Raw genomic sequence first — 15,889 nt, forward strand, 5'->3', positions numbered from 1 at the left:
ATCGATGGCTGACAAAGGCATGGAGATAGCGCGTATTTTGTCAGATTCGCACAAGGCGCGCACGCAAGAGGCCAAGCTGCGCAAAGCCATCGCCGGCGCACAAGCTACCGGCGATAAACAAGAAATTGCGGGGCTATGGCAGGCGCTGGCCGACCATTGCGCGGACAATCGCATTTTCCAGCGGCAAGCGGCGCATGCGTTATCGGCGATTGGGGATATTGCTGCCGCGCGTGACTATGCACAGCGATCGCTTGATCTGGACCCGAACGATTACCTTGCCAGACTTTTGTTGGGTCGCTTGACGCTGCTTGGCAATGACCCGCGTGCGGCGATGGCGGTACTTGCGCCAGGATTTGACCACCCTGACTGCAGCGCCGAGCTCTATCATCTGACATCGCGCGCGGCGCTTGAATTGGACGAGGCGGATCTTGCGATCGAATTTGCGCAAAAAGCATGGCAGCGCCAACCGGACCGACAGGCGCATGCTATTCACCTGCTGAATCTCCTGGGCAAGAACGAACGTTATGCAGAGGCCGAAGCACTGGTCGAGATACTACAAGAAAAGGCCGATGTCGCAGCTTCTGCGCTACGCTCGCTGAGCGGGCACCTCATGCAGGCGGGTGATGCAACCAGCGCACTACGGCGGATCAATGCAGCACTTGGCCGCGATAGCACAAACACCGATTACAAACTTCACAAAGCAGGCATTCTGCGCCGTTTGCAAAGATTTCCGGAAGCCGAGAACCTGCTTGAACAAATCGTTGCACAAGACCCCGACCATCTGCGCGCGCGCCGCATGTTGGTTGCCCTTTATGCCGAAACCAACCGCCACGATGCCGCCATTCAAACGGCAGCTGGCCTTGTTGCGGCAGATCCCGAAAATACAGAGTACCGCAAGAACCTTCATGCGTTGCTAACAAGTCAATCCAATGGGGTGGATCGGGCAAGCACGGATGAAGAACCCGATGTCGCATCGCTAAAAACAGGAATTTCAAATCGCCCCGCGCGCATACCGCTTTCGTTTGGCAGCGCGGCACAACGCAAGGCACAGATATTGGCCGCGTTGGTCATGCGCGACATCCGCACACGCTACGGGCGCAACAGGCTCAGCTTTGTCTGGGCCTTGCTCGAGCCCTTGGCGCATGTCGCGGTTCTTGCGGTGGTGTTTTGGATAACGATGCGCAGTGACCCGCCATTAGGCGACAATTTCTTGCTCTTCTATTTTACGGGCGTCCAACCGTTCCTGTTGTTTAGCAAGATTGGCGGACAAGGTGCTGCCGCCGTGAGCGGCGGGCGCGGAATTCTGCAGCTATCGGCGATTACACCCGTTGATTTGATCCTCTCGAAAGCAGCCGTGGAATTGTTTATCACAGGCTGTGTTGTGATTGCCTTTGGCATGGGGTTGTTTGTGATGACGGGTCAAGGCTTGCCCGTGCGTCCGGGATATCTGTTCCCGGCACTTGGCCTCTCGGTCTGTCTCGGTGTCGGGTTTGCCGCAACGAACGCAATGCTGCGCGAGGTGAGCCATGCGTTCGCGCTGTTCAACATCGCATTATTGCGCGCGTTATATTTTACTTCCGGCGTCTTTTTTCTGCCCAGCGCAATGCCGGAAAACATTCGCAATACATTGCTATGGAACCCGCTGACCCACATTGGTGATATGTGGCGGCAGGCCTATTACCCGCTTTATGATGCCCCCTATACCAGCCCGCTTTACGCCGGATTGTTCGCGCTTGGCTTATTGACCTTCGGTATTTGCTTTGCGGTCCTTGGCACCGCCAAACTAAGGGCAATAAAGTGATCTGGCTTGACCGTGTAACCAAACTTTACCGGACTCCTTTGGGCCAACGCATGGTGCTAAATGACGCGAGCTATCATTTTGAGCCCGGTCATAACTATGGCATTCTGGGGGCGAATGGATCGGGAAAATCAACGCTTGTGCGGCTCATTTCCGGGGCAGAGGCACCAACCAGCGGGCGGGTCGTTCGGCAGGCAAACGTGTCGTTTCCGCTCGGGTTTTCGGGCACATTCAATAGCTATCTTACCGGCAGGCAGAATGCCGTATTTGTGGCCCGTGTTTACGGCGCCAATGTTGCACGCGTGCTAGAATTCGTTTGGGATTTCGCCGAACTCGGGACGTTCTTCGATATGCCGCTCAATACGTATTCATCCGGCATGCGCGCGCGGTTCGGGCTTGGCGTAAGTTTGGCCATCGACTTTGATGTTTATCTCATTGATGAGGTGACAGAAGTCGGCGACAAGCGCTTTCGCGCGAAATCACAGGCGGCATTTCGTGAACGGGCCTTGACGAGCGATGTAATACTGGTGTCGCATAACTTGCAAACGGTGCGCGCATATTGTGACCGCGCGCTGGTTTTGCAAAACGGGGAACTGACACCTTTTGATTCAGTAGAAGATGCAATTGCAGTACATGTCGAAAATCAAAAATATGCCAGCGATGAGTGAACAGACCCCAACCGCGCAAACCGATCGGGAACGGAGCCTGTCGTTGGTAACCGCCAAAACGCATGACCTACAGGTTGTTGCCCCACCGTCTGAACCGCGCCCACCGCAGCCCGCCTATCAAAGCTATGCGCCCAAGGCACGGCGCTGGCCATATTTCCTGTCATTCGTAATGGTGGTTATTTTACCTGCTTTTTCGGCATGGTGGTATCTGACGGAAATTGCCTCTGACCGGTTCACATCCGAATTTCGGGTCGCGGTGCGTTCAACGCAGGCCCCTGCGATCAACGGCATGGGGAGCATGCTTGGCCTTGCCGGCGGTGGCGGCGCAAGCAGTGACGCGCAAGCGCTGGTGCAATATCTGCAATCGCATGCCATCGTGAGCGACCCGCTTAATGATATAGATTTGGCTGCGATCTATTCCGCGCCTGATATTGACTGGGCATCGCGCCTGGTGGCAGCGCCGACAACCGAAGAGCTTCTCAAGACATGGAAAAGATATGTTGCGATCACATTTGAAAGCGGCAATGTCACCGTGGTGGGTCAGGTCACGGCCTTTGATCCCGATGATGCCTACCTGATTTCAACGGCACTAGTGACCCGCGCAGATGAATTCATCAACCGTCTTTCCGAAGTCGCGCGCCTCGATGCATTGGCCTTTGCCCGCCGCGAGGTCGCGCAGGCGGAAACGGCGCTAACCAATGCCCGCAGGGCCGTCGCGGATCTTCAGGATCAGGAATCGATTGTTAATCCGGCACGCAACATCGAAGAGGCGCAAAGCCTTGCTGCGGGGCTGCGTGACCGCATCGCACAAAGCCGCGCGCTGCTTGCCACACAGCGCAGCCAATTGGCAAGCGACGCGCCGTCAATACGTGCTACCGAACGTGACATCCTCGGGCTGCAAGAGGAACTGGACAGGGTCGAACGCCTGACAATCACACAAACGGACGAAGCCGACACCCAACAAGAAGATCGCCCGCTGTCTACGCTTGTGCGCGAATTTTCCGAGGCAACCAATACGCTGGACTATGCGCAACGGGCCTATGAAAGCGCCCTGACAACCTTCGAGGCCGCACGCATCGAAGCAGATCGCAAACAGATCTATCTTGCATCTGTCGTGGCGCCATCATTGCCACAACAGGCAAGTTTCCCCAAACCCGTCGAGGGAACGATGCTCGTTGCCGCTGTCAGCCTTGCGCTCTGGTTGCTTGGGCTTATTGGTGTCTTCGCAATCAAGGACCATATGTGAATTTGGCACGGTCCGCCCTTCCCGCAACAAACTGGCGACAAACCACCGAAATCGTACCGTTTCACGAGGCAATATTGCTTCGTGCGATAGTGCGCTGGCACGTGCTGCCCTTTGCAACTTTGCGCATCGGTGGCTGCACATGTTTGCTTGTCGCCCCAAGCTTCGGCGGCAAATCAACACTTATTGCACACGCGCTTGCGCAGCGCCGCATAGCCAGTGCGCAGGTCACGCTTATTGATGACAACACCACATGGATTGATCGCAGCGGGCGCGCCGTTTGTGTGCGCAGACCGCTAAAAATCCGCCAAGAAACGCTTGGCCAATTGGCCCGTAATTTGCCCCCACACCGGAAATCCACGCCGCACCGTGACGGATCGCTTTATGTGACGCCGACAGCATCGGCCAGATATTTGAGCCGGCATCGCATCAACGCGCTTGTTGTATTGGACCGTCATGTCGCGCACCCGCGACTGGAAATTCTCAGTGCGCGATCGGCAGACGAGGCATCATCATACCACCTGCGCCAACGCTTGGGGCGCCTGCCTGCAGCCGGCTTAGTGACAACGTTGGCGCGGGTTCTGCGCACGCCGGACATCGGGCTGTATAAGCTGAATTACCGCGCGTCTGATGACGGTTTGGCGCTTTTGGCCGAACTCAAGTCCCGCCACCCGCGATGACGCCATAGCCACCACCCCAATACCCATAAAAACGGCTCGAGGATATCGCGCAGCACCAATCCCAAATGCATCATAGGCGACCATCGCCGCACCACGCGCGCCCAAGCCCAGCATTCAGACAGGTGCAAAACTATCCAGACGGCTATTATTGTCAGCCCGATTGGCAAATCCAGTTGCGCAGCCAACACGCCAACAATCACCAGCACAAACCAGATCGCCGATAGCGGTTCCATCGCGTAGCCAAAGCAAAGATCGCGGCTACGCAAAAAACGCCAGCGTAGATTGCGCGCAAAAACGTCGCCAGCCAAGCGTTTGCCCAGTGGAATTTCTTGGTGTTGCGACGTTAATGCAATCCGCGCCCCTGCATTTCTGGCCAAAGCCACAAGCGCTGTATCTTCAGCCCGTTTTGCATGCAACTTGGCAAACCCGCCCTGCCCCTCCAGCCATGATTTGCGGAACGCCAGAAGTTTTCCATGTGCAAAGGGAAACCCCGATCGCGCAAGCGCATGCAGCCAGCGCGCATGGCTCAGGTTCAGCACCGCCGCTTCAAAATAGGCCCAAACCCCGTGTTCATCTGTTGTTACCGGAGAAGTTGACAAAACATCAATCTGGCTCTCCCAGTCCGCGCAAATCGCGTCAACATAGTGCGGCCCAAACCGCAAATTCCCATCCATAAAGATAATTTGGTCGGTCGGCGCGACGGCATATGCTTGGGCGATATTATCGAGCTTGGGATTGCGCGTATGCGCATTGCGTCCGGTCAGTATCTGAACATTAGAGCGGTCGTCAAACCCGCCTGCTTGCAATTGTTTGCGTAAGAATATGACTGCGGGATCGGCTTCATCAAATGCGCAATAGATCAAATGTGAAGACGGCGTCAGATAGCGTGCCGCGTCTACAGCGCCCATCGCCTCGTCACTTGCAAGTGCGGCTATGGGTACCACCACAGTCACAGCAGGCTGAGAAGCGTTGTGCTTTCGCGGCGTCGCTGCGCCGCGCCCAAAAAATAGCGATGTGCAGACGTGCGCCGCAGTTAGAAAGCCGACCACGCCTAAAAGCAAAAGGATCAATTCAACCTCACTTGCGCGGTGCGACGACAACGATATCGGCGCTTTTCTTTTCGCGTTTTTTACACTACCCGATCCCGAGAGGTAGCTCAAAAGTAGAATTTCCAACGCATGATCATTATCATTTCGACTGTTTCCCTCGGGATCGCGGTATTTGCGCTGTTAGAACTGCGTATTATTTTGGGATACTGGACACGGGTGCACCCCCATAAGCAGCCGGATTGCGCCGCTGACTACGATAATCTTGATGTGGACAACCTGCCGACTGTTCTGATCCAGCTGCCTATTTATAACGAACCCTCGGTCGCCGCGGCGCTGGTTCAGGCGATAGACGCGCTGCGGTATCCGCGCGACAAACTATCCGTGCAGTTGCTGGACGACAGTACTGATGAAACGACACGCATAATTGAATCTTGTCTTGCCGAAGTTGACCCATCAGGGTCGCTGTTTACGCATATCACCCGCGCTGACCGTGTCGGGTTTAAGGCCGGCGCGTTACAGGTTGGGCTTGACCAATCCGATGCCGAATTTGTTGCCATCTTTGACGCCGATTTTCTGCCGCCCGCGAACTTTTTGTTGCAGGCCTTTGCACCGGGATCGCCGTTGGAAAATCCGGATATCGCGTTCCTGCAAGGACGCTGGACATTCTATAACCAGCATCAAAACATCCTGACACGGGTTCAATCGATCCTGATCGACCGTCATTTTTATATCCAGAAACCGTTTCAAAAATCCGGCCCGTTGACGCTTCATTTCAACGGGTCCGGCGGTATCTGGCGCCGGTCAGCAATTGCACAGGCCGGGGGCTGGTCGTCCGATACACTTTGCGAAGATCTTGACCTGACCTATCGCTGCGCGTTGATGGGGCATTTCGGGGCCTACGATCAATCGCTCGAATGCCCCAGTGAAATTCCGCCCAATCTTCAGGCCTTTAAGATGCAACAGCGCCGCTGGGCAAAGGGCAGCGCACAATGCGCGCGCAAGCTTATGACGCGCGTCCTAAAGTCGCCGGCCTTGGCGTCGCGCATTGACGATGTCCATATGCTGTTGGGCTATCTTATCCACCCGCTCTTGTTTGTGTTTGTCATGATCTGGCCTTGGGTCGTCTTTAGCGGGGTTGATGACCACGTCTTGTTGCCGCTGCAAACCACGCTTGTCTTGGGCAACTTTGCCGCATTGTTTGGCTTTTGGTCCACCTACCGGCTTCGTGCGAAAGAAAACACGACATGGAAAGACGCGCTGATCGAAGTGCCCGTGGCACTTGCTTTGGCTGTGACGCTGATGGTGAACAACACGGTCGCCTTTTGCGCGGGCCTGTTATCGGACAACGGCACCTTTGAACGCACGCCCAAACAAGGCGGTGCATTGGGCAATACGCTTTCACATCATATGGCCACACATTGGGTGATTTGGATCGAGGCGGTCGTCGGGATTTACGGGATCGCGACAGGTGTCATGCTTTTTGCCGATGGCCACTATATTTGGGGGCAGCCAAGCCTGTTTATGGGGCTGGCACTATTTGGGCTTTTGCTTGTGCAGCTTGGCCCAATCGCAAAACAACGGTGGCGCCAAAAGGCCGTGATTGTATCGTAGTGCCTAGCTTTGCTGTATGATGGTCGCGCCAAAGATCTGCAATCCGCGCGGTTCTTCCAGATTTTGATCCGCCAACGAAATGCTAAGCAGACAGAATTCCCGCGGCTGTGGCGGTACTGAAACCGTGAGCGTTTCGGCGTCAATATCCGCGTCAAATGCGCATGCTGTCCCGTTCACGGCAAACTTCAGATTTTCAATCACACTGTCATTCGGGCGCCAGCCCATATCCAGCTTGAGCGTAAAACCAACCTGCGCCGGAGTTTGGATATAGGTTTCGAATGCTGTGCCGAACCGGACATAGATACAATAGCGGCCATCTGGAATCTGGACGCGCCCGTCATGACCGGTGGCGACAAAGGGTTGCGCCAGATCCAGCCCAACAACCTGATGGCCGGCATGGTGGTTGATCGCGGCAAACCGCCTCTGTAGCGGCCCGTTCTCGTATTCGTCTTTTTGCCGTGTCGGGTATTTTGCCCGCGCCGCATCAAACAGATCTGTCGCCGCTTCGTATAATAGCGCGTCTTGGGCGGTCAGACGGTTAATCACATCTTGCGCGTCCTGCACCTCATCCGCATCCAAGAGAGCACGGCTCGTCTGGTTGAGGACCGGCACATAGGTAACGGGCATCCAGTCAAGCGCCGATGCAAGCACGGCATTATTCGCCGTGCCCTGCTCCAGAATACCAACAAAATCCATATCCTGTTCAAGAACATCAAGCGCGACAGGCAAAATTTGCTGAACATCTTCAACGCGTTCGGCCAATAAACCCAACCGGTTATAAGCAAGCGCCCGGACCATGTAGTTATCAAAATACATATGGTGCCCTTGCACCTGATCGCTGTGCTTGATCAAAAACGCGCGCAGCGGCATTGCCTTGGCATCCTTAATCGCGCGCAAGGCAATCGGATTGGCTGTTGCCATGCTTTGTGCAGATAGACGGCGGTAGTCGCGCACCTGCGATAACAGGCGGTCTTGCGCATTGCGCAGCATCGTCATCCGGAATGCCCCCGCTGGCGCGCGACAGACCAAACCCAAATGGGTATGCGTGAGATCACGGTTTTCAAAGATAGAGCTGGCAAAGCGTCGAACCTTGGCGCGGTGGTTCATATAGGGGCTGCCCTCTTCCGACTGTTCGCCAAATATCTGCTTTTGCTTTGCACGCAAATCGTCCGGATAGACCGGATACTGCGTATCAAGCCAGGCGTTAAACGATGTCCCGCCACATTTCTTGAGGTGATGGCAGCAAAGTTTGCGCAGTGCCGGGGCATCTGTTTCGGACAATGTAGACGATCCCATTTTTATAACCCAGCGGTCGTAACGCGCGCCGTGACAAACGGCAGTTGCACCAGCCTTAAGAAACGCTCGAATTCATTGGCAGAGGCACCCGCCACATACAAGATATCGTCAGGCAAGATCTCGAACTGGCGCGCAAGAAACAAGCTGTTCGGGTCGCGGAGGTCGGCACTATAAACGACATTTACTGTCGATTGCCCTGCCGCGGCGACAAATGCAGGATCAAGCACCGTAGCAATCGCTGCCGGCTCTTGTCGCAAGATGAATACGCCGCTCGGGTCCGCGCGTGTTTGCGCCAGACCGCCTGCTTTTGCAACGGCCTTTTCCAGTGTTAACCGCAACGTATCAAACGGGATCAGCGCGTTTTGCCCCGTCGCGCCAAGCGCCGTAAACGTGCGCGGCGTGCGGGTCAGCGAAATCGTATCACCGCGCGTCACCGTGATGTTTTCACGCGGGATGCGCACGACCGAATCCATTGGCACAGACATGATGCGGCCCTGTCGCGTAAGGGTCACCGTGACCTCGTGCAGTTCCTCGCCTGCACCACCTGCGGCGGCGATCACATCCAGCAACCGGTCGCCGCCCCGCGACAACGCAATGCGCGCGCCCCCGACACCGGTGCCACTTACCGTGACAAAATTCGAACTGTTATCCGTCACGGTCACGATGACTTGCGGATCAATCGCCTTGCCAGCCAAAGACGCGACAATGCGGCGTTCGATTTCAGCCAGTGTTTGGCCTGCGACAACGACCCTGCCCGCATAGGGTACGGAAATGGCGCCGTCATGGTCGACCTCTTGCACCGGAAACGTGACACTATTGGCGCCGCTGCCGGTTTCGGGCGTGCCGCTCGCAAATAGCCCGCCGCTGCCCGCCTCCCAGAGGGTCACCGCGAGACTGTCGCCGATACCCACCGCGAAAACCTGTGGTGCTGGCGTCGCGCCAAAATGTCCATGCAGGCTTTGGGTTGCGCGCCCGGAAACGGCTTCAATGACTTGCGGCGATATGGGTGCCACGATGAACCCCGCCGTTTGCATCGGTGCTGACGGAGCTTGGGTCTGTGCAAGACTTTGGGCGGTCGGGCCTGCACCCGGCATGCTTGCGCAGGCTTGCAATAATGCGACACACAAAAGGACACTAGATTTTTGGTGAATGTTCACATGTACCTCTTTCAAAGTGCCTTTGGTTGAACACCAACTATGGCCAGTTGGCCCGACCATGTGCAAGCCCGAAGCGTGAACCTATGCCCGCGTGCGGATACATCGCAGTTCATCCGCGCTTCACCAGCTTGCCAATTACTTGCAAGCCATAGCGCATTAAACCAAATGGGTTCTTGCCACGGTTGCGACGCAGTTTTTTGCGCCACACCACATGCGTCGGCCGTTCGTCAAACCCGTATGCGCGACGGCGGCGGCCGGTTTCTTGTAGTAGCGCACGCAAAATTGGCTTGGGCATGATGTTGTGGAAATGGGCAATGGGCTTTGGCCATTCAGCGGCGCGCATATTTACCAGATCTGCCGTCCAGTGAATCGGCGACGGGGATGGCATCGCATGAATCTGATGCCGTCCACCAGCAATCCCAAATGCCAGCTCGTCATTTGCAAAAGGTATCATTAGCGGGTCTAGCTGTTCCAGTTCCGCATAAACCCGCACCGCGTCATGCATGACCTTTTGGGCGGTGCGGCGCGTATAGCAAAAGGCACCTGCGTGGTTCTTGAAAAACTGATCCGTTTTGAAGTGTTTGCAAAGAAAACCAATGTTTGCGCCATGAAATCTAGGGAGTTCATGCGCCTGCCGCAGCTCTCCTATCATCGTCAGCCCGTCGTTGAATGCATATGCACGCAACCGGTCCAAAGGTGCCACAACGATGCAGTCGGCATCAATAAACACAGCATGCGCAAGCGGCGCATGATCCCCGAGCGCGCATTTTGATAGAAAACCGCGGTTCACCCCCTCTGGCAACACAACGATCCGGTCAAACGCTCCCGCATAGCGCCCCTGCACAAAGTCCCGACCAGCAACATCTGTCATCAAGACAACAGGGTCTTGGTGGAATTGCCTGATCGACAGCGCGAGGTCGACCGCCATTTCAAAATAATGCGGCGCGCCAGTCGCGATTGTCACAAAGCCAAACGGCAGCAGGTCAGCAGGGTCTTCCAAAGTGAGCGTTCATTCATGCGACCGCGAGCCTCAAGTTAGCTTGTTCGCAGTGGTGGTCAGGGATAGCTTCTTGGTCAGAGTTACTAGGAATAACCGCCCATGTCATGTGTATTCGATGAAACCCATTACCGCGTTTTTGTCACCCGCCCGACTGTCCCCAGCCGTGGCACAATAATCTACTACCAACTTGTCGGGCCGCGCGACCCCGATACAGGTTTTGCGCCCAAACGCGCGCCAAGCGACAAGAATTTTATCACCTCTGCGGGGTATACTGCTGTGATGGTACAGCCAGCACGCCAAGACTGGTTTCAACACGAAAGCTTTGACGCGGCACTCGACGCGATCCGGCGCATCCCCGACTTGCCGCGGCCATGGCTCAGCTACGGGACAAGCATGGGCGGCTATGGTGCAATTGTTGGCGCCGCCGCGCTTGAGGCCGATTTTTTCCTGAGTGGCTCGCCCCAGGCGTCGATCAATGACGCTTATATGCGCAAGATTAAGGACGGCCGCTGGCGTCCCGGGCGCGCATTCTATCGCGTCGATCCCATTCGAAATGGCGCTTGCGCAGGCACAAAGGGGGTCGTTTTGTGTGATCCGCTCCATGCGGCCGACCAGAAACATGCTCTGACGATCCTGCGCAATACTGACTCACAGCAGATCAATTGCCCCGGGACCGCACATTTTGGAATTGTCCGCATGATGCGCGACGTCGGGTTCGAAAATTTCACCGAACAGTTATTCGACGTCATGGCCGGCAAAGAAACGCTTGCCGCCTTTGTCAATCGCGCGCGCCAGACATTTGATGCCTCTATTCCAGGTGCCTTTTTCAAGGCGGATCCCGCGACGCAACAAGACATGGTTGCCACGCTGGGTGCAGATGCGATCTTGCAAAGCACCCACATTTCGGCGCTCGCGGATCATCTCAATAGAATGCCTTCTGTTGAATACGCGAAGCTACTGGTCGGACTTCTTCCGCATGTCGCCAAAGGTGGCGCAAGCAATTATGTAAAACGGGTCATCGGCGAAGCGGATATGGATTATCTGCTGGAAACTTCCGAAGCGGGTGCGGCCTAGCGACGGCCGGCGCGCCTTGCGGATTTACGGTGCTGCGCGTTTTGCGATGCGACCCATCGCCCTTGCGCCGCCCGTGATTTGCCGCATCAAAGGGCAAAACGGCGGAGACAGTATGCACTGCGCCAATTTATCCCACGTAGAAACGCGTATCCTTTATTGCTCCTTTAGCCCCAAGGCATTAGAACCAGCCCAAAGCTGCGTCATTCTTCGGAATCGGCGCACCTGAAAGGTAGCCAACTTGAGGAGAGCCACAATGGCAGATGCAGCCATCCACGGCGATGAACATCACGACGACCGGGGGTTCTTTACCCGGTGGTTTATGTCGACAAATCATAAAGATATCGGGATCTTGTACCTGTTTGTAGCAGGGGCGCTGGGTTTCGTATCCGTCTTGTTCACCGTTTATATGCGGCTCGAACTGATGCACCCGGGTGTGCAATACATGTGTACCGAAGGTGCGCGTTTCATCGCCAATAGCGCTGAAACATGTACTCCCAACGGGCATCTGTGGAACGTGATGATCACCTATCACGGCGTTCTGATGATGTTCTTTGTGGTTATTCCGGCCCTTTTCGGTGGCTTTGGTAACTACCTGATGCCGCTACAAATCGGCGCGCCAGACATGGCGTTCCCACGGCTGAACAACCTGTCATTCTGGATGTTTGTTGCGGGCGCCTCTATGGGCGTTGCATCATTGCTTTCACCAGGCGGCAACGGGCAGCTTGGCTCTGGTGTTGGCTGGGTACTTTACCCGCCGCTTTCAACCAATGAGGCCGGCATGTCGATGGATCTGGCGATCTTTGCGGTTCACCTGTCTGGTGCCTCTTCGATCCTTGGTGCGATCAACATGATCACCACGTTCCTGAACATGCGCGCACCTGGTATGACGCTGCACAAGGTGCCGCTGTTTGCTTGGTCAATCTTTGTGACCGCTTGGTTGATCCTTTTGGCTCTGCCTGTTCTGGCTGGCGCGATCACAATGCTGCTGACTGACCGCAACTTTGGCACCACGTTCTTCCAACCCGAAGGCGGCGGCGACCCGATCTTGTACCAGCACATCTTGTGGTTCTTTGGTCACCCAGAAGTTTACATCATCATCATCCCCGGTTTCGGGATCATCAGCCACATCATCGCGACATTCTCGCGCAAGCCGATCTTTGGCTACCTGCCGATGGTTTATGCGATGGTTGCGATTGGTGTTCTGGGCTTCGTCGTTTGGGCGCACCACATGTATACCGTTGGCATGTCGCTGACCCAGCAATCCTACTTTATGCTGGCGACGATGGTTATCGCGGTGCCGACAGGGGTTAAGATCTTTTCTTGGATCGCGACCATGTGGGGCGGCTCGATTGACATGAAAACCCCGATGTACTGGGCGTTCGGCTTCTTGTTCCTCTTCACCGTTGGTGGGGTTACAGGGATCGTTCTGTCGCAGGCTGGCGTCGACCGCGTTTATCACGACACCTACTATGTTGTGGCGCACTTCCACTATGTGATGTCGCTGGGCGCTGTGTTCTCGATCTTTGCGGGTATCTATTTCTACCTGCCAAAGTTCTCGGGCCGCATGGCACCTGAATGGGCTGGCAAGCTGCACTTCTGGATGATGTTCATCGGTGCAAACCTGACTTTCTTCCCACAGCACTTCTTGGGTCGTCAGGGCATGCCACGTCGCTACATCGACTATCCGGATGCCTTTGCGACATGGAACCTTGTATCCAGCTGGGGCGCGTTCCTGTCGTTCGCTTCTTTCGTGTTCTTTATCGGCGTTCTGGTTTGGACACTGACCAAGGGCAAGCGCGTCACAGAAAACAACCCATGGAACGAATATGCAGATACGCTGGAGTGGACATTGCCTTGCCCACCACCAGAGCACACATTCGAGACCCTGCCAAAGCAGGAAGACTGGGACAAATCTCCGGCGCATTAGGCACCGGGTAACCGTTAACAAAAGGCCCCGCAGTTTTGTGGGGCCTTTTTCGTTTGATGCCGGTCATTGCGACGGGATCAAAAAATCCGATACGCATTTTGGTGAAGCAATGCCTTACGAATGGTCCCCTGCCCCACATGCACAAAACTGGCGTCTGTCGCTTTGGGCGTACAGGTCGCTGCTGCGCCGCGATTTTGTGATTTTTATGGGCGGCACTGCGTTGCTGGTGCTGCTGCCGTTGCTAGCGGTTATCGGCACCGGCGCGCTGTGGTTCATCCTGCCGTTTGCGGCAGTGATGTTTGCCGGTCTTTGGGGCGCGCTGCATGTTTCTTACCGCCGCGGAGAGGTGCTTGAAGAACTCATCGCCGATTCGACCCATCTGCGCCTGATCCGGCACAATCCGGATGGGCAAACCCTGCACTGGCAGGCCAACCGATATTGGGTGCGGGTAGAAATGCACCCCAATGCAGGCGGGGTCGAAAATTACATCACCCTGAGCGGGGGCGACCGTAAAGTAGAGCTGGGCGCATTTCTGGACGCCACCGAACGCGCCGCCCTATACGCCCAATTGCAGCAAAGGCTGCGCTAGGTTTTAGCCGAGCCGTGCCTTAACTGCAGGGCCTGCTTTGCCAAAATCCATGCGGCCAGTGTATTTGTCTTTCAGCGCCGCCATGACCTTGCCCATGTCGCGGATGCTTTGGGCGCCTGCGTCCTTGATGGCGGCATCTACGGCTTCTTCAACTTCTTCTTCTGACAGCTGGCGCGGCAGGAAATCTTCGATCACCTTGATTTCAGACAGTTCTTTCTCTGCCAGTTCAAGCCGCCCACCTTCTTCATAGGCGCGCGCGCTTTCCTGGCGCTGCTTGACCATCCGGCCCAGAATGCCCAGAATATCGTCGTCACTGACCCCGCCTTCTTCGTCGGCAGTGCCCCGCAAAGCGATATCCTTGTCTTTGATCGCTGCATTGATCAGCCGCAAGGTCGACAGGCGGTCTGCCTCTTTCGATCTCATAGCATCCTTGAGGGCCGTGCTGACCCGGTCGCGCATGTTCATGAATTTTCCCGATCACGAAGCTGTAAAACGAACGCGCACCATACTGCGCCTGTTAGCGCATGACAAGCCATCAAGGCGCAACGTCACCCCTTGTTTCAAAGGGTGCGATACGGCCTTGACCCGGCCTGTCCGGCCTCGTAAACCCTGCACAATTTGACTGATCGGAGACATGAGATGACGCTCAAACCAACAGCCTGTTTGGCACTCGCGGATGGCACGATCTTTTACGGGGTTGGATTCGGGGCTGCTGGTGAAACGGTCGCCGAGCTTTGCTTTAACACCGCGATGACGGGTTATCAGGAAATCATGACCGATCCTTCTTATGCGGGGCAGGTCGTGACATTCACCTTCCCGCATATCGGCAATACGGGCGTCACACCCGAAGATGATGAACACGCCGACCCGATCGCCCAAGGGATGGTCGTCAAATGGGACCCGACCACGCCGTCAAACTGGCGGATGACCCAAGACTTGACCACTTGGCTGGCCGCGCGCGGCCGTATCGGCATGGGCGGCGTTGATACCCGCCGGCTGACCCGTGCAATCCGCCAGCAAGGCGCGCCGCATGTCGCACTTGCCTATGATCCCGAAGGTAATTTTGATATCGCCGCATTGGTCCAGAAAGCCCGCAATTTTGCAGGGCTTGAGGGCCTCGATCTGGCCAAAGACGTGACCTGTGCGCAATCATATCGCTGGAACGAGACGCGTTGGGAATGGCCCGACGGGTTTGGCACGCAAGACGCCCCGCGTCACAAGGTTGTCGCGGTCGATTTCGGCGCAAAACGTAATATCCTGCGCTGCCTTGCCTCGGCGGGCTGCGATGTGACGGTTCTGCCCGCCACGGCAACCGCGCAAGAGGTTCTCGCGCTGAACCCCGACGGCGTATTTCTGTCCAACGGTCCCGGTGATCCGGCGGCAACTGGTATCTATGCTGTGCCGATGATCAAAGGCGTTTTGGATGCGGATATCCCCGTTTTCGGGATTTGTCTGGGCCACCAGATGCTGGCACTCGCGCTTGGGGCCAAGACCATCAAGATGAACCACGGCCATCATGGCGCGAACCATCCGGTCAAGGATAATGAAACCGGAAAGGTTGAAATTACCTCTATGAACCATGGGTTTACCGTCGATGCGCAGACCCTGCCCGCAGGTGTGGTTGAAACGCATGTGTCGCTATTTGATGGTAGCAACTGCGGGATCAAGGTCACTGGCCGCCCTGTGTTCAGCGTGCAATACCACCCCGAAGCCAGCCCCGGCCCGCAAGACAGCTATTATCTGTTTGAACGGTTTGCCGCCGCGATGGCCGATGCATAAGCCGCGACGTTCTTAACG

At 56.0% G+C, this 15,889-nt stretch carries 14 protein-coding genes; 9 read left to right on the forward strand and 5 right to left on the reverse strand.

The features are described 5' to 3' along the window. Nucleotides 1-4: 4 nt before the first annotated feature. The 4 genes from BM320_RS09100 to BM320_RS09115 all read left to right on the forward strand — a co-directional run bounded on the left by BM320_RS09100 (nt 5) and on the right by BM320_RS09115 (nt 4,389). Nucleotides 5-1,801, forward strand: a complete 1,797-nt coding sequence (locus BM320_RS09100; RefSeq protein WP_090199204.1) for a tetratricopeptide repeat protein — start codon at nt 5-7, stop codon at nt 1,799-1,801. Then, nucleotides 1,798-2,466: an ABC transporter ATP-binding protein gene (locus tag BM320_RS09105; RefSeq protein WP_090199206.1), complete on the forward strand. Its 669-nt coding sequence runs from the start codon at nt 1,798-1,800 to the stop codon at nt 2,464-2,466. Before BM320_RS09100 ends, BM320_RS09105 begins: the two co-directional genes overlap by 4 nt. Beyond that, a complete protein-coding gene (locus BM320_RS09110) occupies nt 2,459-3,712 on the forward strand; it encodes a KpsE/RkpR family capsule polysaccharide export protein (RefSeq protein WP_090199208.1) in 1,254 nt (417 codons plus the stop codon). The genes BM320_RS09105 and BM320_RS09110 overlap by 8 nt, the downstream gene beginning before the upstream one ends. A 74-nt stretch (nt 3,713-3,786) precedes the next feature. After that, nucleotides 3,787-4,389 (forward strand): hypothetical protein, encoded by a 603-nt coding sequence (locus BM320_RS09115; protein ID WP_131802362.1) that lies wholly within the window; start codon nt 3,787-3,789, stop codon nt 4,387-4,389. Here BM320_RS09115 and BM320_RS09120 read toward each other — a convergent pair. Next, nucleotides 4,326-5,438: a glycosyltransferase family 2 protein gene (locus BM320_RS09120; protein WP_511256350.1), complete on the reverse strand. Its 1,113-nt coding sequence runs from the start codon at nt 5,436-5,438 to the stop codon at nt 4,326-4,328. The two genes, BM320_RS09115 and BM320_RS09120, sit on opposite strands and share 64 nt — an antisense overlap. Before the next feature lie 129 nt (nt 5,439-5,567). On the opposite strand from BM320_RS09120, the gene BM320_RS09125 reads away from it, so the two are divergent. Beyond that, nucleotides 5,568-7,049 carry a glycosyltransferase family 2 protein gene (locus BM320_RS09125; protein WP_090199212.1) on the forward strand — a complete coding sequence of 494 codons (1,482 nt, stop codon included), beginning with the start codon at nt 5,568-5,570 and terminating at the stop codon, nt 7,047-7,049. Nucleotides 7,050-7,052: 3 nt separating this feature from the next. Here BM320_RS09125 and BM320_RS09130 read toward each other — a convergent pair whose 3' ends face one another. From BM320_RS09130 to BM320_RS09140, 3 genes are all read right to left on the reverse strand, one after another. Beyond that, nucleotides 7,053-8,345, reverse strand: a complete 1,293-nt coding sequence (locus BM320_RS09130) for a hypothetical protein (protein WP_090199214.1) — start codon at nt 8,343-8,345, stop codon at nt 7,053-7,055. A gap of 2 nt (nt 8,346-8,347) precedes the next feature. Beyond that, on the reverse strand, nt 8,348-9,439 hold the full coding sequence (locus BM320_RS09135) for a polysaccharide biosynthesis/export family protein (protein ID WP_165615016.1): 1,092 nt from the start codon (nt 9,437-9,439) through the stop codon (nt 8,348-8,350). A gap of 172 nt (nt 9,440-9,611) precedes the next feature. Further along, nucleotides 9,612-10,502 (reverse strand): hypothetical protein, encoded by an 891-nt coding sequence (locus BM320_RS09140; RefSeq protein ID WP_090199217.1) that lies wholly within the window; start codon nt 10,500-10,502, stop codon nt 9,612-9,614. A 99-nt stretch (nt 10,503-10,601) separates the two neighbouring features. Here BM320_RS09140 and BM320_RS09145 point away from each other — a divergent pair, with 99 nt between their 5' ends. From BM320_RS09145 to BM320_RS09155, 3 genes are all read left to right on the forward strand, one after another. Next, on the forward strand, nt 10,602-11,576 hold the full coding sequence (locus tag BM320_RS09145; RefSeq protein WP_090199219.1) for an alpha/beta hydrolase: 975 nt from the start codon (nt 10,602-10,604) through the stop codon (nt 11,574-11,576). A 253-nt stretch (nt 11,577-11,829) separates the two neighbouring features. Beyond that, the gene (gene ctaD, locus BM320_RS09150; RefSeq protein WP_090199220.1) at nt 11,830-13,503 is read left to right on the forward strand and encodes a cytochrome c oxidase subunit I; all 1,674 of its coding nucleotides are present in this window, start codon (nt 11,830-11,832) and stop codon (nt 13,501-13,503) included. A gap of 37 nt (nt 13,504-13,540) precedes the next feature. After that, complete coding sequence (locus tag BM320_RS09155) at nt 13,541-14,092, forward strand: DUF2244 domain-containing protein (RefSeq protein ID WP_311135497.1); 552 nt, start codon at nt 13,541-13,543, stop codon at nt 14,090-14,092. 3 nt (nt 14,093-14,095) lie between these two features. On the opposite strand, the gene BM320_RS09160 is transcribed toward BM320_RS09155, so the two are convergent. Further along, entirely contained in the window at nt 14,096-14,557 is a 462-nt protein-coding gene (locus BM320_RS09160) for a GatB/YqeY domain-containing protein (protein ID WP_090199222.1), read from the reverse strand. 174 nt (nt 14,558-14,731) lie between these two features. Between BM320_RS09160 and carA the strand changes: the two genes are divergently transcribed. Then, nucleotides 14,732-15,871, forward strand: a complete 1,140-nt coding sequence (gene carA, locus BM320_RS09165; RefSeq protein ID WP_090199224.1) for a glutamine-hydrolyzing carbamoyl-phosphate synthase small subunit — start codon at nt 14,732-14,734, stop codon at nt 15,869-15,871. The last annotated feature ends 18 nt before the right edge of the window (nt 15,872-15,889 follow it).

Source organism: Yoonia tamlensis (assembly GCF_900115105.1).
GTDB classification, from domain to species: domain Bacteria; phylum Pseudomonadota; class Alphaproteobacteria; order Rhodobacterales; family Rhodobacteraceae; genus Yoonia; species Yoonia tamlensis.